Raw genomic sequence first — 17,785 nt, 5'->3', positions numbered from 1 at the left:
GCTCCCGAGGATCCGCGCCGGGCGCGGAGGTTACGCTCGGCGCATGCTCCGTTCCCTGTTTCTCGCCGCGGCCGGGTCCGCCCGGCTCGAGCGACTGGTCGAGTCCGCCCCTGTCAGCAGGGGGATCGTGCAGCGCTTCGTGGCCGGCCGTGGCGCCGACGAGGTGCTGCGGGTCAGCCGCGATCTCGCCGACGACGGTCTGGCCGTCAGCCTCGACCATCTGGGTGGGGACACCCGGACGATCGAACAGGCGGTGGCGACCCGGGACGAGTACCTCGCGGTGCTCGGCCGGCTCCGCGACCTCGCCCTGACCCCGGCGGTCGAGGTGAGCGTCAAACTCTCGGCCCTCGGTCAGCGGATCGACGAGAAACTGGCGTACGAGCACGCCCGCGCCGTCTGTGCCGCGGCCGTCGAGGCGGGCACCACGGTGACCCTGGACGCCGAGGACCACAGCACCACGGACGCCACTCTGGAGACTCTCCTGGAGCTGCGGAAGGACTTCCCGTCCACCGGCGCCGCCCTGCAGGCGCATCTGCGGCGGACCGAGGGGGACTGCCGGGAGCTGGCCACCGCCGGTTCACGAGTGCGGCTCTGCAAGGGCGCCTACACGGAGCCGGAGTCGGTGGCCTTCCAGTCGCCTCTGGACGTGGACAAGTCGTTCGTGCGCTGTCTGAACATCCTGATGTCCGGGGAGGGTTACCCGATGGTGGCCACTCACGACCCGCGGCTGATCGCGATCGCCGAGGACCGGGCCCGCTGGTTCGACCGCTCCACCGGGGAGTACGAGTTCCAGCTGCTCTACGGGGTCCGTCCCGAGGAGCAGGCCCGGCTGGCCGCGAGCGGGCACACCGTCCGGGTCTATCTGCCGTACGGCGAGCAGTGGTACGGCTACCTGATGCGCCGGCTCGCCGAGCGCCCGGCGAACCTCGGAGTTCTGGCCCGCGCCGTCACCTCAACGAAGTAAAACGGCCCAAATCGCCACAGATCCGGCGTGTCGTCCTTGGCTTTTTGTGGGCATTTCACGGAACGTATCGCGTTGGTCACAGCAGTATCGATACCGTTCTGATGACACGCACGTCGTCCCCGTGGCGTCCGGGAGCCTCCGGCCGCGGCGATCGTGCCAGCGAAAGGATCGGTGCGGCGCGATGACGGGTCCAGCCCAGACCGAGGAACGGCTCTCCGAGGTTCGATTCCTGACGGTGGCCGAGGTGGCCTCGCTGATGCGGGTCTCCAAGATGACCGTCTACCGGCTCGTGCACGGTGGTGACCTCACCGCCGTCCGGGTCGGCCGTTCGTTCCGTGTGCCGGAGCACGCGGTGCACGAGTACCTACGCGGAGCGTTCTCGCAAAGCGCCTGACGGACGGGCCCCTGTTGGTCCTACTGGAGCGTGCCGGTACGCTGGACCGGTTGGTTCCCGGGTCCGTCGCCGCACAGGCACCTTCAGACCTGGGCGCCCTTCAGTCAGGTTTTCGGCTTCCCCTCCGGGGTAAGAGCCGGATCCATCCATTGGTTCGAGAGGCAGTTCGTATGGGCTCCGTGGTCAAGAAGCGCCGCAAGCGTATGGCGAAGAAGAAGCACCGCAAGCTGCTGCGCAAGACCCGCGTCCAGCGTCGCCGTCTCGGCAAGTGATCGAAGGCCGGGCTGCTGGCCCGGCCTGAGGATCTCACGTGACAGCACCGCCTAGCGTTGTCGTGGTCACCGGGGTTAGCCGTTTTCTCGGCGCCCGGGTCGCTGCACGTCTTGCCGCAGATCCCCGGATCGATCGTGTCGTCGGTCTGGACCCGCACGACCCTCCCGCGAGCCTTCTCGGTTTGCTCGAGGGTGTGGAGCGGATCCGGGCCGACGCGCGGGCGGCCACCGAGGCCATCGCCGATCTCGGCGCCGAGGCCGTCGTGCACCTCGCTGTGACGAGCGTGCCCGACGCCAAACTCGGCCGCGCCGGGATGAAGGAACAGAACGTCATCGGTACCATGCAGGTGCTCGCCGCTGCCCAGGGTGCGCCCCGGCTGCGCAAACTGGTGGTGCGTTCCTCCACGGCCGCCTACGGCGCCTCCTTCCGTGATCCCGGGGTCTTCACCGAGGACACCGAGCCCCGTGCGGTGCCGCGTGGCGCCTTCGCCCGCGACATCCTCGACATCGAGGGGTACGTCCGCGGGTTCCGCCGTCGTCGCCCCGAGGTCGCGGCGACAGTCCTCCGGTTCGCACCGATGATCAGCTCGTCCGCCGAGACGTCGCTGACCCGATACTTCTCCCAGCCCGTGGTGCCGACGGTGATCGGCCGGGACGCCCGGCTGCAGTTCGTGCACGCCGAGGACGCGCTCGAAATCCTGCACCGGTCGGTGACCGAGGACCATCCGGGCACCTTCAACGTGGCCGGCACCGGGGTGCTGATGCTCTCCCAGGCCGTCCGCCGGGCCGGCCGGGTCTCGCTGCCGGTCCCCGAGACGGCTCTGTCCAGTGGCGCCGCCCTGCTCCGCCAGTTCGGTGTCGAGCAGATCGGGCTGGACCAGGTCGACCTCTTCGTACACGGACGGGTGGTGGACACCACCCGTCTGATCGAGGAGTTCGGGTTCACGCCGCGGACCACCGCGGCCGCCTTCGAGGAGTTCATCCAGGCGCACACCGAGGGCTCCACGGTGACCGCGGACCGGCTGGCCCTGGCCGAGGCCGCGATCCTGGACGGCATCCGCAAGGCCCGCGAGGCCGCCTCATGAGCGAGCGGGTTGCGGACGGATCAGAGACTGGTTACCGGCGCGGGACGGAAGCGAGGTGAGGGCATGAGCCAGGACGAGTACCGCGGTGACATGTTGCCCGGTCACACCGACTTCCAGCTCCCCGAGCCGCCGCCAGTGCAGCGGGTCAACGGCCGCCGCCCGATCCCGGAGAAACCGGCGGCCCCGGAGCCGGCGGCCGCCGAGCAGCCCGCTCCCGAGGTGGACGTCTGGGACCAGCGGGTCGCCGACGCCCTCGCCTTCCTGCGCCGGCGCCTGGCCGGTGCGTACGAGGTCGACGAGTTCGGTTTCGACCGGGAACTCTCCGAGGCGTTCTTCCACCCGGTGATGAAGGTGCTCTACCGGGACTGGTTCCGGACCGAGGTGTTCGGCATCGAGAACGTGCCGTCCGAGGGCAGCGGCCTGGTGGTCGGCAACCACTCCGGCACGATCGCGCTGGACGCGCTGATGCTCACCGTCGCGCTGCGGGACAAGCACCCGCTCGGCCGGCACCTGCGCCTGCTCGGTGCGGACCTGGTCTTCCGGATGCCGGTGATGAGCGAGCTGGCCCGCGCGGCCGGGGCCACCGTCGCCTGCAACCCGGACGCCGAGCGCCTGATGACTTCCGGTCAGCTGGTGGGCGTCTTCCCGGAGGGTTTCAAGGGCATCGGGAAGCGGTTCGCCGACCGTTACAAGCTGCAGCGGTTCGGCCGGGGCGGGTTCGTCTCGGCGGCGCTGCGGACCGGCACGCCGATCGTCCCGGTGGCGATCGTCGGCGCCGAGGAGATCTATCCGATCCTGGCCGACGTGAAACCGCTGGCCCGGCTGCTCGGGGTTCCGTACTTCCCGATCACGCCGACGTTCCCCTGGCTGGGGCCGTTGGGCCTGGTCCCGCTGCCGAGCAAGTGGCTGATCGAGTTCTGCCCGCCGATCCCCACCGCGCACCTGACCGAGTTCGCTGACGACCCGCTGGTGGTCTACAACCTGGCCGACCAGGTCCGCGAGACGGTCCAGGCGACGGTGCACGAGCTGCTGGAGAAGCGCCCGGACCCGTTCGGCCCGTGAGAGCGCGGCTCAGCTCCGCCGTACCGGAAAAGTCCTGGAAGTGGCTTGGAAGTGCCATTCTTCTGGAGTGCCGCGGATCGTCCGTCCTATAGTGACAGTGAGAGGCGGCCCCGGAGTGTTGAGCTCCGGCACCGCCTCTCGCCACGTCCAGGGCCTGATCAGAAGAGGTCACTGAGCAGTCCGCCCAGCACCCCGTCCTCCTCTTCGCCGGGGAAGTCCGTGATATTCGCCGTGTCGGTCGGCGCCGGGGAGACCCCGCTGGTCCCGGCCGGTGTGTCGGTCGCCGGAGCGGACGACCGGTGTGTGCGCGGCGTCGCCGATCCGGACCCGGACGTCTCCGGTTCCGCGGAGGATCCGGACCGGTTCTGCCGGGGCGTGTCACCGCCGGTCTGACCGCTCTGCTTCGTGCCGGTGCGGTCCGGGTCGCTGTGCTGCTGCGGTGCCGAGGTCTGCTGGGCGCCGGAGTCCGGTTCCTCGGCGGCGGTGCAGTCCCGCAGCTTCGGCCCGAGCGCGTCCGACCCGGCCGGAGTGACCTTGTCGCAGGCCAGCCCGGTGCGCAGCGATTCGGTGCGCTTGACCACGTCCTGGAGCAGCCCGAGGGAGACCGCGGCCCGTTCCCGGTTCGCGGTGGAGAGCTTCTCCAGCGCCGGGTGCATGACCTTGCGCTGGTCGATGGCGAAACCGTCCAGCGTGGCCAGCGGCGTGGTGTCCTGCTGGGCCACGGCCGACGTGGTGAGCAGCCGGACGCCCTTGCGGGTGTCGGCGTCCATGTCGTCCAGGACCAGGGCGAACTCACGTTCGCCGCCCTTCATGGCGACGGCTTCGGAGAGCCGGGTCCGGGCGAAGTCCAGGGACAGCTGCCCCCGGGTCACGTCCGAGCCGGCGATCGCCAGCTGAGCCCGTTCGGTCTGCCGTTTGACGCCGTAGAAGACGTCTCCGGGGAAGGCGCTCTCGCTGGCCGCGGAGATCCCGGAGACGGCCATCGCCCCGGCGGCGACACCGATGATGATCGCCCCGCGAGCCCGGATCCGGCGGCCCAGGCGGGGCCGGTGGGCCTCGGCCGCGGCGATCGGATCGGGTTCGGTCTCGGCGTCGGTCCGCCCGATGCCGTCCCGTTCGGCCGTGGCGACCAGCATGGCGCGCAGGCCGACGCGGAACTCGGAGTCCACCGGTGTGGCGATGCGGGCCGCCGAGAGCCGGTTACCGATGGCGACCAGCCGGTTCAGCTCCTCGTCGGCCGGACCACGGCTGTGGTGCCGGCGCGGGCCACCGGTGTCGTCGATCGATTCCGCGAAGCGCTCGGCACTCCGGGAGTTCGGGAACGCGAACGTCACCGTGGGCACCTCCCCTCGCTCGTGACTGTCTCGCCGGCCTGGCGGACGGCGTCGGCGCCCGGTCCGCTGGACACGGCTTCGGGTCGCAACCGGACAAACGCGCGACACGCGGTCACGGTTACGGGTGACCGGAGGTTCCATCGGGTATCGGAGATCGACAACTGGGATCCCCCGATCAAGATTGGAATCCGTCCGGCAGGAGCCGGTTCAGCGCTCTGACCGCGCGGTATTGCAGAGCTTTGATGGCTCCCTCGTTCTTGCCCATGGTCTGCGCGGTCTCGGCGACCGAGAAGCCCTGGAGGAAGCGGAGCACGATGCACTCCTGCTGTTCCGGGTTGAGCTGCTTGACCGCGGTGAGCAGGGCGACGTTGGTGATGTGGTCGACCACCGCGGATTCCGGGCTGCCCTCCGGCCCCCGGTCCTCGCGGTCGGCGTCCAGCACGTCACCGGTGGTCACCTCGAGGCGGTAGCGGCCGGACTTGAAGTGGTCGGCGACCAGGTTCCGGGCGATCGTCACCAGCCAGGCGCCCAGGTCCCGGCCCTGCCAGGTGAAGCTGCCGATCCGCTTGAGGGCGCGCAGGAAGGTGTCCGACGTCAGGTCCTCGGCGAGCTGGCGGTTGCCGACCCGGAAGTAGACGAAGCGGAACACCGTGTCCACGTACCGGTCGTAGATCAGGCCGAAGGCCTCCGCCTCGCCGGCCTGGGCCCGTTCGACCAGCGCCCACACCTCGGCGGCGGGATCGCCCCGGTCGGGGCGGGCCGGGTGCTTGGGCGGCTCGGTCTCGGTGGGCGGGCCGGTCTTGCTCTGGGTCGGCAGCACCACGGTGTGGTCGCCGGGGATCGTCTCGTTCTCCGCGGCGGTGGATCGCTGACCCGGCGCGGGCTGGGCCGGGGGCCGGGGCGCGACGGGCCGGCCACCCCCGAACCTGCCGTTGCCGTTGTGCGGCGAGGCCACGGCGGGGGGACTGTTCGGGGTACGACGGCTGCCGGTCTGCTTGGGACTGTCGCCCCGGATCGCGTTCACGATCGCGCCGTCAACGGACTCTCGCAGTGTGTTCAACCCCTCGGTGAGTACGTTCCGGGCCGCGAGGACACCGCGTCGGTACGGGTCCTCGGCGTACACATGAGTCACTGCGCCTCCTCAACCCGGCGGGCCTTCGACGACAGCGAATCCGTCCCGCCAGACGTGGATTCACTTCGATTCCGTGCTTGGTAGGGCACAGCGGCCTCCTCGGGATGAGGGTGGTCACTACCGATAAAAGCTCTCATTTACAACAAAATGGGCGGGACGACCGCGAAACAGCCGGTCGGCCTCACCCGTTGGTGTGTATTCCGTTACACAGAGCGGAAGTATTGCCGACTTCGGACACGCGGAGTCGCACACCGTGTGCGCTGAGCGCAAAGCCGTGTATCCCGTCCAAAACGGCAAGCGGCGTCAAGGTCACTTTTGCCGAAGAACGGGCTAAAGGGACGGACCGGTTGTCCGCCGTCCCTAGCCACGGCCCGTCTGTGCCAGACTCGGGCCGTCGTACGACGTGGAGGAGTGGACGACGTGGCGGAACCGACCCGTGAACCCGCCCGCGATCCGGTCGCCGAGGCCGCCGCCCGCCGGCCCGATCGACAGGCGCTGATCGCCGGCGACCTCGTCGTCACCTGGTCGGAACTGGACACCCGGGTGACCGCGGCGGCCGGCTGGATCGCGTCGCGCACCGGCCCCGGCGACCGGGTCGCCCTCGTGCTGGGCAACACCGTCGAGTTCGCGGTGGCCTGGTTCGGTGTGCTGCGGGCCGGGCGGGTGGCGGTGCCGGTCAATCCCGGATACACCGCTGACGAGCGGGACCACCTGCTCACCGACTCCGGCGCGACCCTGGTGGTGGACGGGACCGAGGAGATCCCGGAATCCGGCGCGGGTGCGCCGGGCGTACCGGCGAATGAGGATCTCGCGGTCCTGCTCTACACCTCCGGCACCAGCGGCCGGCCGAAGGGCGCGATGCTCACCCACGCCGCCCTCGCCGCCAACCACGACCAGCTCGACCGCATCGAGCCCGCGGTGATCGGCCCGGACGACGTGGTGCTGCTGGCGGTGCCGTTCTTCCACGCCTACGGGCTGAACACCGGGCTGGGCAGCGTGGTGCACCACGCCGCGACCGGGGTGCTGACCGAGCGTTTCGATCCGGCCAGCTCGCTGGAGCTGATCACCCGGCACCGGATCACCGTCACCGTCGGCGTACCCGGGATGTACCAGGCCTGGCTCGCGCGCGCGAACGCCGCCGAGGCCCTCGCCGGTGTGCGCACCGCGGTCTGCGGCGCGGCGCCGCTGGACGAGCGGGTGGCCGCCCGATTCCGGGCTCTGACCGGACGGGCGATCCTGATCGGGTACGGGCTGACCGAGACCGCCCCGGTGCTGACCACCACGGCCGTCAGCCACCGGGACAAGAGCGGTTCGATCGGGCGGCCGTTGCCCGGGGTCGAGCTGGTCCTGCGTACCGCCGCGGGATCGGTGTTGTGGCGGGACGGCACCGCGTCGGTCGACGAGGATCTCGAGGTCGCGGAGTCGGCGGGCACCGACCCGGGGGAGATCGTGGTCCGCGGCCCCAACGTGTTCGGCGGCTACTGGCCGGACGGGCGGGACGGCCCGGACGCCGGGGGCTGGTGGCCGACCGGGGACATCGCCTGGGCCGACGGCGACGGCGACCTGGTGCTGGTCGATCGGATCGGCGAGTTGATCCTGGTCAACGGCTTCAACGTCTACCCGGCCGAGATCGAGCGGGTGCTGATCGCGCATCCCCGGGTGACCGGGGTCGCCGTGGTCGGGGTGCCGGACCGGGAGACCGGCCGGCGGCCGCACGCCTACGTGACGGTGCTCGACGATCCGTCCCCCGGCCCGACCGAGTTGCAGGCGCACTGCGCGGTCCGGCTGGCCCGGTTCAAACTGCCCACCGTGGAGATCGTGGCAGAGTTGCCCCGTACCCCGATCGGCAAGATTCGCAAGAGGGACCTGTGAGACTGACTCTGATCAGCCGTGACGGCTGCCACCTGTGCGAGGTGGCCGAACAGACGCTGGACCGGATCGCGCCCGGCCAGTGGACGAAGATCGACGTGGACTCGTCGATCGAGCTGGAACGCGACTACGGCGACCGGGTTCCGGTGCTGCTGCTGGACGGCGCGGAGCACGGTTACTGGCGGATCGAGGAGGACCGCCTGTTGCGGGATTTGGCTCGACAACCGGGTGAGCCCCGGCTGTAAATTCTCCGGGTGACAGCTGAACACCTGGTCTGGGACTGGAACGGAACCCTTCTCGACGATCTCCACCTGGTCGTGTCGTCGACCAACACCGCCTTCGCCTCGGTCGGTGGCCGGGACGTCGGCGCCGACGAGCACCGCCGGGCCTTCCGCCGCCCGGTCGCCGACTTCTACGCCGAGATGCTCGGCCGGGCCGTCGAGGCGGAGGAGTTCGGCAGGCTGGACCGGATCTTCCACGACGCGTACCGCCTCGGGCTGACCGACGTCTCGCTGGCCGCCGACGCGCAGGCCGCGATCCAGAGCTGGACCGGCAGCCAGTCGCTGCTCTCCATGTGGTTCCACCACGAGCTGGTCCCGGCGGTCGAGGGCTACGGCCTGACCGGCAGCTTCACCCGCATCGACGGCCTGAAGGTGGAGCTGGGCGGCGGTTACAAGGCCGGTCACCTGAAGCTGCACCTGGCCGAGCTGGGGGTGGCCGGACCGGACGCGGTGCTGATCGGCGACTCGATCGACGACGCCGAGGCGGCCGAGTCGGTGGGGGCCGCGGTGGTGCTCTACACGGGTGGTTTCACCGATCCCGCACGGTTGCGTGAATCCGGGCGTCCGGTGGCCGACACGCTGGTGGATGCGGTGAAGATGGCCATGTCACTCTGAGCCAGGTGGCCCTGGTGGCATCACACCGGTAATACTCGACAGGTCGGCCCGACTAACACAGCTGGGTCGATCTTGTCCAATTGTCCCGACAAGATCGCGATTTGTGCACGCCTTCACAAGCGCCTACTCTGTGACTCCGACGAGCCCCGCTACCACAGCCACCCGATGAGGGTTTCACCGGTATCCACAGACAGGGCTCACCGCAGGTTCGCCTCGTCGGCACGGAGTCAGATGAGTCAGCAGCGTCACGGAAGCACGCCCGGTGAAGCCGATGGCGTCCCGGCCTTCCCGGATCTCCCGGAGGCGACCATCGCGCGACTTCCGGAGTACCTGCGCGCCCTTCACCACCTCGCCGAGACCGGCGCGGAGACGGTGTCGAGCGAGGGTCTGGCGGCCGCCGCCGGGGTCAACTCGGCCAAGCTCCGCAAGGACCTCTCCCACCTCGGTTCGTACGGCACCCGTGGTGTCGGCTACGACGTGGCCCTGCTCGTCCACCAGATCGAGTACATCCTGGGCCTCGACAAGAACCGGGCGGTCTGCCTCGTCGGCGTCGGTAACCTGGGGCACGCCCTGGCCGGTTACGCCGGGTTCGCCAGCCGTGGCTTCCGGGTGGTGGCGCTCTTCGACGCCGACGCGCGCAAGGTCGGCGAGGAGATAAACGGCCTGATCGTGCAGCACATCGACGATCTCCAGCGGATCGCGGCGGAGGAGTCCATCGCGATCGGAGTCATCGCGACCCCGCCCGGCACCGCACAGCCGGTCGCCGACGCGCTGGTCGCCGCTGGCGTGACGAGCATTCTCAACTTCGCCCCGGGGGTTCTTTCGGTGCCGGCCAACGTCGACGTCCGCAAGGTGGATCTCGCCATCGAGCTGCAGATCCTTTCGTTCCACGAGCACCGCAAGGCGTCTCTGACCGCACTGCCGGGCGGCGGTGGCCGATCCGCTCCGGCGGCCGGTGGCGAGCAGGAGGCGGTCGGTTCGTGAACCTCCTCAGCATCGGCGCCTCGTACCGGACCGCGGAACTCTCGGTCCTCGAGCGCCTCACCATTCCCGAGTCGTCCGTTCCCGAGCTGCTCCAGCACCTGGTCGCCCAGCCGTACGTGGGTGAGGCGGTCGTCGTCTCCACCTGCAACCGGGTCGAGGTGTTCGCCGCGGTCAGCGGTTTCCACGGCGGCCTCGGCGACATCTGCAACGTGCTCGCCGAGCACTCCGGCATCCCGGCCACCGAGCTGGCCGGCCATCTGTACGTGCACTACGGCGAGGCCGCGGTCCGGCACTCGTTCCGGCTGTCGTCCGGCCTGGACTCGATGGTCATCGGCGAGGCGCAGATCCTCGGCCAGCTGCGGGACGCGTACCACCAGGCCACCGAGGCCGACTCGGCCGGCCGTCTGCTGCACGAGCTGATGCAGCAGACGCTGCGTGTCGGCAAGCGGGCGCACGCCGAGACCGGCATCGACAAGGCCGGGCAGAGTGTCGTCACGGCCGCCCTGGACGTGGCCGCCGAGCACCTCGGTGGCGACCTGACCGGCCGTCCCGCCCTGATCATCGGGGCCGGCGCGATGGGGTCGCTGTCGGTGGCGACGCTGACCCGTAACGGTGTCGGCCCCATCCGGATCACCAACCGCAGCCAGCAGCGGGCCGACCGTCTCGCCGAGCTGTACGGCGCCACCTCGGTCCCGTTCGAGGACCTGGACCGGGTGCTGTCCGAGGTCGACATCGTGGTGTCCGCCACCGCCTCCACCGAGCCGGTGCTGACCCGCGACCGTCTGGCGAAACTCACGAAGAAGCTGGTCGTCCTCGACCTGGCCGTCCCCCGGGACGTGGCGCCGGACGCCACCGACCTGCCCGGTGTGGTCGTCATCGACATCGACAGCCTGGCAAAGAGCCGGCGCACCGGCCCGGCGGCGGCCGAGACCGCGGCCGTCGAGCAGATCGTCACCGGCGAGGTGGACTCCTTCCTCGGCTGGATGCGGGGCGCCGAGATCGCGCCCACCGTGGCGGCGCTGCGGACCCGGGCCGAGGAGGTGGTGTCCGCCGAGATGCGCAAGCTGATGTCCCGCCGGCCGGAATTCACCGATGAGCAGCGCGGCGACGTTTCCCGTACCCTGCACCGGGTCGTCCAGCAGTTGCTGCACTCGCCTACCGTGCGGGTCCGTCAGCTGGCCGCCGAGCCCGGTGGCGATCAGTACGCCGCCCTGCTCCGCGAACTGTTCGACCTCGACGTCCCGCTGGCCACCCAGGCGAACGCCGTCCCGGAGATCGGAGGCAAACCGTGACCGCCCCCCTGCGTCTCGGCACCCGAGGCAGCAAGCTCGCGCTCACCCAGTCGACGATGGTCGCCGACGCGCTGACCGCCGCCACCGGCCGTCCGGTCGAGCTGGTCCGGGTCGTCACCCCCGGTGACCGTTCGTCGGCGCCGATCGCCCAGCTGGGTGTCGGTGTCTTCGTGTCGGCGCTGCGTGACGCCCTGCTGGCCGGTGAGATCGACTTCGCCGTGCACTCCTTCAAGGACCTGCCGACCGCCTACCATCCACGGCTGCACATCGCCGCGACCCCGGTCCGCGAGGACCCCCGGGACGCCCTGATCGCCCGGGACGGACTGACCCTGGCGGAGCTCCCACCCGGCTCCCGGATCGGGACCGGAGCGGTGCGCCGTATCGCGCAACTGCTGGCTTTGGGCCTAGAGTTGCAGGTCACGCCGATTCGGGGGAACGTCGACTCACGCATTGCCCGGGTTCACGGACCCGACGCGGACCTCGACGCCGTCGTTCTCGCCCGGGCCGGTGTGGCACGTCTCGGCCGGTCGACGGAGATCACCGAGACGCTCGACCCGATGCTCATGCTGCCCGCCCCGGCTCAGGGCGCGCTGGCGGTGGAGTGCCGGGCCGACGACATCGACCTGATCGAGCTGCTGTCCGTTCTCGATCACGCACCGACCCGCTTCGCCGTCACGGCGGAGCGGTCGATGCTGGCCACGCTCGAGGCCGGGTGCTCCGCCCCGGTCGCGGCACACGCCGAAATCGCCGAAGGCGACGACGGTGACGAGATCTACCTGCGCGGTGCCGTGATCAGCCCGGATGGTGTCCGAGCCGTCCGACTGTCGCGCACCGGAACGCCCGCCGGCGCGGCGGAGATCGGTAAGGCACTCGCCATCGATCTCCTCGACGCCGGAGCCGATACCCTGATGGGGAGCACAGAATGACCACCCGCACCGCCCGTAAGCCAGCCGGACGCATCGCGTTCATCGGCGCCGGACCCGGCGACCCGGAGCTGCTGACCCGCCGCGCATACGCGGCGCTGACCGATGCCGACCAGGTGGTCTACGACCGCGGCGTGCCCGACTCCCTCCTCAGCGCGATCCGAGCGGACGCCAAGGAGGACACCCAGTTCAGCCCGGCCGAAGGCGCCCCCGGCGACGTCGCCAAGGTGCTGCTCTCCGCCGCCAAGTCCGGCCTGTCCGCCGTGCACCTGGTGGCCGGTGACCCGTTCGGCCACGACTCGGTGGTCAAGGAGGTGCAGGCGGTCGCTCGTACCGCCGTGCACTTCGAGGTCATCCCCGGCATCGGTCAGGCCGAGGGCGTCGCCGCCTACGCCGGTGTGCCGCTGCCCGGCGTCCGCATCTCCGCCGACGTCGACGACGTCACCACCCTGGACTTCGACGCGCTCGCCGGGGCGGCCCAGAAGGGCTCCTTCGCGGTGGCCGTGGACGCCGGTGACCTCGCCGCCGTCCGGGACGGGCTGCTCGCCGCCGGTGTCGAGCCGGGTGTCCCGGTCGCGGTGACCGGCGACGGCACCGGTGAGACGCAGTACACCACCACCTCGACGGTGGACAGCTTCGTCGCGGCGGCGCTCGGCTTCACCGGCCGGGTCGTGCTGACCGTCGGCACCGAGGTCGCCGAGCGCGACAGCCTCAGCTGGTGGGAGAACCGCCCGCTGTACGGCTGGAAGGTCCTCGTCCCGCGGACCAAGGAGCAGGCCGGCGCGATGAGCGCCCGGCTGCGTGCCTACGGCGCGATCCCGTGCGAGGTGCCGACCATCGCGGTCGAGCCGCCGCGCACCCCGGCGCAGATGGAGCGGGCCGTCAAGGGCCTGGTCGACGGCCGGTACGCGTGGGTCATCTTCACCTCGGTCAACGCGGTCCGCGCGGTCTGGGAGAAGTTCGGCGAGCACGGTCTGGACGCCCGGCACTTCGGTGGCGTGAAGATCGCCTGCATCGGCGAGGCCACCGCCGACGCGGTCCGCGCGTTCGGCATCCAGCCGGAGCTGATCCCGGCCGGTGAGCAGTCCTCCGACGGCCTTCTCGCCGAGTTCTCGCCGCACGACGAGATCCTCGACCCGGTCGGCCGGGTCCTGCTGCCGCGTGCCGACATCGCGACCGAGACTCTCGCGGCCGGGCTGATCGAGCGTGGCTGGGAGGTCGACGACGTGACCGCGTACCGCACGGTCCGCGCCGCCCCGCCGCCCGCCGAGATCCGCGACGCCATCAAGTCGGGCGGGTTCGACGCGGTGCTCTTCACCTCGTCCTCCACGGTCCGCAACCTGGTCGGCATCGCCGGCAAGCCGCACGCCCGCACGGTCGTCGCGGTGATCGGCCCGAAGACCGCCGAGACCGCCGTCGAGTTCGGCCTGCGTGTCGACACCCAGCCGCAGAACGCGTCGGTGCCGGACCTGGTCGAGGCGCTCGCCGAGTACGCCCTCGAACTCCGCGAGAAGCTGGCCGCGATGCCGGCCAAGCAGCGCCGCGGTTCCAAGGTGCAGGGGCCGACGGCTCTCCGTTTCCGCTGATTTGTTTGATGGGCCGGCTTTGGTAGCCGGCCCATCTTTTTTGAGGGAGCTTCGATGTCCTTCCCCGACATCCGTCCGCGCCGGCTGCGTCGCACCCCGGCCATCCGCCGCCTGGTCGAGGAGAACCGCCTCGCCCCGTCCGAGCTGGTCCTGCCCCTCTTCCTGAAGGAGGGCCTGGCCGAGCCGAAACCCATCAAGTCGATGCCCGGCGTCCTCCAGCACACCCGGGACTCGCTGCGTAAGGCGGCGGCCGAGGCGGTGGCGGCCGGTGTCGGTGGCCTGATGCTGTTCGGTGTGCCCGAGGACGCCAACAAGGACGCCACCGGTTCGGCCGGCCTCGACCCGGACGGCATCCTCAACGTCGGCCTCCGCGACCTGCGGGCCGAGGTGGGCGACAACACGGTCATCATGAGCGACCTGTGCCTGGACGAGTTCACCTCGCACGGCCACTGCGGTGTGCTCGCCGCTGACGGTTCCGTCGACAACGACGCCACCCTGGTGATCTACGCGGACATGGCGATCGCGCAGGTCGAGGCGGGCGCCCACATGGTCGGCCCGTCCGGGATGATGGACGGCCAGATCGGCGTGGTCCGCAAGGCCCTCGACGGGGCCGGTCACCAGGACATCTCGATCCTGGCCTACTCGGCGAAGTACGCCAGCGCCTTCTTCGGCCCGTTCCGGGACGCCGTCGAATCGTCGCTGGACGGCGACCGCCGCCAGTACCAGCAGGATCCGGCCAACGCCCGGGAAGCACTGCGCGAGGTCGAACTGGACGTCGCCGAGGGCGCCGACATCGTCATGGTCAAGCCGGGCCTACCCTACCTGGACATCATCTCCGCGATTCGCGACCGGGTGAACGTGCCGGTCGCCGCGTACCAGGTCTCCGGCGAGTACGCGATGGTCGAGGCCGCCGCCGCCAACGGCTGGATCGACCGGGAACGCGCCATCCTCGAATCGCTGACCGCGCTCAAACGGGCCGGCTCCCAGATCACCCTCACCTACTGGGCGACCGAGGTCGCGGTCCTTCTTCGCGACCGGTACTAAAAATCAAGATCTTCCTGCGCGGGTACGAACCGGCGGCTCCTTCGCCGAACCACACCTCACGTGGCGACACGCGAGGCAGGTGAGGGGCCGCGGTCTCCCCGCGACCGCCGGGCCATATGCGGTGGTCGCGGTCTAACCAGTCCAGCTTTCCCGGTCCTTTTCGGCTTCTCGGTCTTTTCAGCTTCTCGGTCTTTTCAGCTTCTCGGTCAGCCCAGTTCGAAGCGCTGCACCAGCTGGGTCACGTCGGCGATGTACTCGAACCAGTCCCGGTCGGACTGGTAGCCCAGCTCGGCGTTGACCTTCAGCATCGACTCGTTGAACTGCGCGTTCCACGTCTGCACCTGGCGCACCGACGGCTCGGCGGCCCGCAACTCGAAGAGCATCCGCGCCTTGATCGCCCGGTCGATGCCGTAGCCACGATGCTCCCGGACCACGATTGTGTCGTACTGGTCGGCCCGCTCCGGATGCTGCGCCGGCACCACCACCTCGGTCAGCCCGGCCACCTCACCGGACGCCTCGTGGATGGCGAGCACGATGTACGGCTTCAGCCCACGCCGGTGCAGAGTCTCCAACGACTCGCGCAGCCGCTCCGGATCCGACGAGCGCGGCGCCAGATCCAGATCGTCGTCGTCCCGCTGCGCCTCGGCCTTGGCCTGCGCGTACGCCGCCAGCAGATGATCCGGCGGGCCACCCGGGTGGTACTCGACCCGGTAGCCGGAACTGATCCCGCTGGCCATGCCGCCCAGCGACAGCCAGTCCACCGAGTCCAGACTCAGGACGCTGCGAGTCTCCACATACTCCCGCTCGAAGCCCAGCGACTCGTAGAACGGGATGGCCGGGGTGCCACCGATCGCCTCCACGCCGATCGACGAGAAACCCTCCAGATAGGCGCGCCGGACCGCCATCGCGACCAGCTGCCGGCCCAGGCCACGGCGTCGCAACTCGGGCCGCACCAGCACTTCCAGCACGCCGATGTCGCCGAGCAGCAGGATGTTCACGTGCGCGAAGATCTTGCTCGCACCCTCGGGGAGCCGATCGTCCTCGGCAACCCAGGTGATTCGCCGTTCACCAGGCATGGTCTCGGCCAGATACTCCCTGACCTGCACGTCCCGCCAGGGTGGATCATCCGGGAGGTCGGCCGCCAGGACCGCGTTCACCGTCTCCACGAGCGAGTCGACCTCGGCCGCGGACGCGGAGCGGGGATCCCATTCACGCACCCTCACTCGTACATCGTGCCGTTTGTACGACCTAGAGGGAAGTGCTGGCCACGCAAAAGTACGGAGGCGATCACGAAGCGTCACGAAGATCGCCGATCTCTTTACCGCATCGTGATCAAGCCTGGCTGCGGCGCCCGTAGTCGTCGGCCGTGGCGAACACTTTCTGCGCTCGCGGCTGGATCGCGTTGTACGCCAGGATCGCCTCCCACCACGAATCCGCCCGCGACATGTCCCGCCCGCCCTTGCACAGGAACACCGCAGCGGTCAGCGCCGCGTCGTCGATGTCGTTCGGATTCGCCACCCCGTCCCGGTCCGCGTCGATCGCATGCGCCGACCAGATCGACGGGATGAACTGCATGGGCCCGATCGCCCGGTCGAAGGTGGTGTCCGCGTCCAGCACCCCCCGATCGGTGTCCGCAACCAGCTGCCGCCCACCCTTACCGTCGAGCGGGAGCCCGTAGATGGTGGGTTCGGAAACGCCGTCGGCCCGCAGAACGGCCCCGTTGAAACTCCCGTGCGCCGACTCGACCTCCCCGATGGCCGCCAGCGTGGTCCAGCTGAGCCGGCAGGCCGGGGTGGTCTGAGCCGCGACGAGCTCCGCATACCCATAGGCCTGCACGGCGACAACCGGAATCCCGACCTTGGTGCCAACCTGCTCAGCCCACCCGGCAAGCGAATCAGCAGGCCGAACATTGGCGACGGTCGGTGGAGTGAGCCCGGGAAGCCCCGAAACTCCCACCCCAGGCAGTCCCGCCCCCGGAAGCCCCGCGCCGGGAACCCCCGTACCCGGAACCGGATAGCTGGGCACATTCCCACCCCCCGGCAGCCCACCCCCCGACTCCAGCCCAGGCAGCCCCGACTGCCCGCCGTTCTCCGCCCCCGGCCCTTGCCCGAACGGCGGAGTGACGCTGGGAGCAGGCGCGGCTTCCAGAGCTTTGGGCACCAGGTAGGCCCCCGAGGTGACAGCAGTGGCAACAAGCCCGGCCACCAGAACCCCAGGAACCACCACCCGCCCCGCAGGCCCCCGAGCCCAGCGCGAAACCCCACGCCCAGCCCACCCCAAAGCACCCCAAACCCGAACCCGCCGCTTCCGCGCCCCGCCCCCAGCAGCCGCTGCAGCTGCGGTGCTCCCGCCAGCCGTCCCCGCCGCGCCGCTCCCAGCAGCCGTCCCGGTTGCGCCGACGGTCCCAGCGGCCGTCCCGGTTGCGCCGACGGTCCCGGCGGTCGTCCCGGTTGTGGCGCTCCCGGCGGTTGCCCCCGCTGCGGTGCTCCCGGCGGTCGTCTGGTCCGTCTTGCTCCGAGTAGCCGTGCCGGAGGCTTTGCCGCCCGGATCTACTCCGCCCGCAGCTCCCCCGGTCGAATCTGCCGCTGTTCCGGTCGAGCCTGCCGTTGCACCAGCTGGTCCAGGTGTCCCTGCCGCTCCCGCATCCGACGCGCTGTTCCCGGCATTCGACGCCGGTTTTGCCTCGCTTGTACTGCCCACCTTGCCCGAGACGCTTCCGCTGATATCGGGTGCCGCGGCCCGAAGCGGTCCGGTTCCGGCAGATGTCTGAGCCGCGCCCGCCGAGGTCTTTCCTGATGCGCCTCCAGAACCGGTCTCCGGCGAACCTCCCGAGCCCCGTCCGGGGATGCTGCTCAGATCCTTCCCAAGCGCACTCCCCGAGCCGGACCGAGCGTCTTCGCCCGGCTCGCCAGCCTTGCCCGGCTCGCCAGCCTTGCCCGGCTCGCCAG

The 17,785-nt window shown here is 70.3% G+C and carries 17 protein-coding genes; 13 read left to right on the top strand and 4 right to left on the bottom strand.

Annotated elements, in window-relative coordinates; translation table 11 throughout:
- Positions 1-43 precede the first annotated feature (43 nt).
- From Aco03nite_RS18845 to Aco03nite_RS18825, 5 genes are all read left to right on the top strand, one after another.
- The gene (locus tag Aco03nite_RS18845) at positions 44-964 is read left to right on the top strand and encodes a proline dehydrogenase family protein (RefSeq protein WP_203796681.1); all 921 of its coding nucleotides are present in this window, start codon (positions 44-46) and stop codon (positions 962-964) included.
- 181 nt (positions 965-1,145) lie between these two features.
- A complete protein-coding gene (locus tag Aco03nite_RS18840; RefSeq protein ID WP_092552121.1) occupies positions 1,146-1,358 on the top strand; it encodes a helix-turn-helix domain-containing protein in 213 nt (70 codons plus the stop codon).
- 170 nt (positions 1,359-1,528) lie between these two features.
- Positions 1,529-1,630, top strand: coding sequence for a 30S ribosomal protein bS22 (locus Aco03nite_RS18835; protein WP_007465623.1), 102 nt, complete (start codon positions 1,529-1,531; stop codon positions 1,628-1,630).
- Between the two features lie 38 nt (positions 1,631-1,668).
- Positions 1,669-2,715, top strand: a complete 1,047-nt coding sequence (locus Aco03nite_RS18830; protein ID WP_203796680.1) for an NAD-dependent epimerase/dehydratase family protein — start codon at positions 1,669-1,671, stop codon at positions 2,713-2,715.
- A 63-nt stretch (positions 2,716-2,778) separates the two neighbouring features.
- Positions 2,779-3,777: a lysophospholipid acyltransferase family protein gene (locus Aco03nite_RS18825; RefSeq protein ID WP_203796679.1), complete on the top strand. Its 999-nt coding sequence runs from the start codon at positions 2,779-2,781 to the stop codon at positions 3,775-3,777.
- A 158-nt stretch (positions 3,778-3,935) separates the two neighbouring features.
- On the opposite strand, the gene Aco03nite_RS18820 is transcribed toward Aco03nite_RS18825, so the two are convergent.
- Together Aco03nite_RS18820 and Aco03nite_RS18815 are read right to left on the bottom strand one after the other, a co-directional pair.
- Positions 3,936-5,111, bottom strand: coding sequence for a DUF5667 domain-containing protein (locus Aco03nite_RS18820; protein WP_239145260.1), 1,176 nt, complete (start codon positions 5,109-5,111; stop codon positions 3,936-3,938).
- A gap of 175 nt (positions 5,112-5,286) precedes the next feature.
- On the bottom strand, positions 5,287-6,243 hold the full coding sequence (locus tag Aco03nite_RS18815) for an ECF subfamily RNA polymerase sigma factor, BldN family (protein ID WP_203796677.1): 957 nt from the start codon (positions 6,241-6,243) through the stop codon (positions 5,287-5,289).
- 420 nt (positions 6,244-6,663) lie between these two features.
- Between Aco03nite_RS18815 and Aco03nite_RS18810 the strand changes: the two genes are divergently transcribed.
- From Aco03nite_RS18810 to hemB, 8 genes are all read left to right on the top strand, one after another.
- The gene (locus Aco03nite_RS18810; RefSeq protein ID WP_203796676.1) at positions 6,664-8,115 is read left to right on the top strand and encodes an AMP-binding protein; all 1,452 of its coding nucleotides are present in this window, start codon (positions 6,664-6,666) and stop codon (positions 8,113-8,115) included.
- Entirely contained in the window at positions 8,112-8,357 is a 246-nt protein-coding gene (locus tag Aco03nite_RS18805; protein ID WP_203796675.1) for a glutaredoxin family protein, read from the top strand. The genes Aco03nite_RS18810 and Aco03nite_RS18805 overlap by 4 nt, the downstream gene beginning before the upstream one ends.
- 9 nt (positions 8,358-8,366) lie before the next feature.
- The gene (locus Aco03nite_RS18800) at positions 8,367-9,008 is read left to right on the top strand and encodes an HAD family hydrolase (protein WP_203796674.1); all 642 of its coding nucleotides are present in this window, start codon (positions 8,367-8,369) and stop codon (positions 9,006-9,008) included.
- Between the two features lie 231 nt (positions 9,009-9,239).
- Complete coding sequence (locus tag Aco03nite_RS18795) at positions 9,240-9,992, top strand: redox-sensing transcriptional repressor Rex (protein ID WP_203796673.1); 753 nt, start codon at positions 9,240-9,242, stop codon at positions 9,990-9,992.
- A complete protein-coding gene (locus tag Aco03nite_RS18790; protein ID WP_203796672.1) occupies positions 9,989-11,284 on the top strand; it encodes a glutamyl-tRNA reductase in 1,296 nt (431 codons plus the stop codon). Before Aco03nite_RS18795 ends, Aco03nite_RS18790 begins: the two co-directional genes overlap by 4 nt.
- Positions 11,281-12,210, top strand: a complete 930-nt coding sequence (hemC, locus tag Aco03nite_RS18785; protein WP_203796671.1) for a hydroxymethylbilane synthase — start codon at positions 11,281-11,283, stop codon at positions 12,208-12,210. The genes Aco03nite_RS18790 and hemC overlap by 4 nt, the downstream gene beginning before the upstream one ends.
- Positions 12,207-13,793 carry a bifunctional uroporphyrinogen-III C-methyltransferase/uroporphyrinogen-III synthase gene (locus Aco03nite_RS18780; RefSeq protein ID WP_203796670.1) on the top strand — a complete coding sequence of 529 codons (1,587 nt, stop codon included), beginning with the start codon at positions 12,207-12,209 and terminating at the stop codon, positions 13,791-13,793. Before hemC ends, Aco03nite_RS18780 begins: the two co-directional genes overlap by 4 nt.
- Positions 13,794-13,847: 54 nt before the next feature.
- Positions 13,848-14,837 carry a porphobilinogen synthase gene (gene hemB / locus Aco03nite_RS18775; protein WP_203796669.1) on the top strand — a complete coding sequence of 330 codons (990 nt, stop codon included), beginning with the start codon at positions 13,848-13,850 and terminating at the stop codon, positions 14,835-14,837.
- Between the two features lie 206 nt (positions 14,838-15,043).
- On the opposite strand, the gene Aco03nite_RS18770 is transcribed toward hemB, so the two are convergent.
- The gene (locus Aco03nite_RS18770; protein ID WP_203796668.1) at positions 15,044-16,060 is read right to left on the bottom strand and encodes a GNAT family N-acetyltransferase; all 1,017 of its coding nucleotides are present in this window, start codon (positions 16,058-16,060) and stop codon (positions 15,044-15,046) included.
- Between the two features lie 109 nt (positions 16,061-16,169).
- Complete coding sequence (locus Aco03nite_RS53005; RefSeq protein WP_239145259.1) at positions 16,170-16,673, bottom strand: lytic murein transglycosylase; 504 nt, start codon at positions 16,671-16,673, stop codon at positions 16,170-16,172.
- Positions 16,674-17,785 lie beyond the last annotated feature (1,112 nt).

Origin of the sequence: Actinoplanes couchii (genome assembly GCF_016862075.1) — a bacterium.
In the GTDB taxonomy this organism is placed as follows: domain Bacteria; phylum Actinomycetota; class Actinomycetes; order Mycobacteriales; family Micromonosporaceae; genus Actinoplanes; species Actinoplanes couchii.
This window is presented reverse-complemented; position numbering and strand designations above follow the sequence as displayed.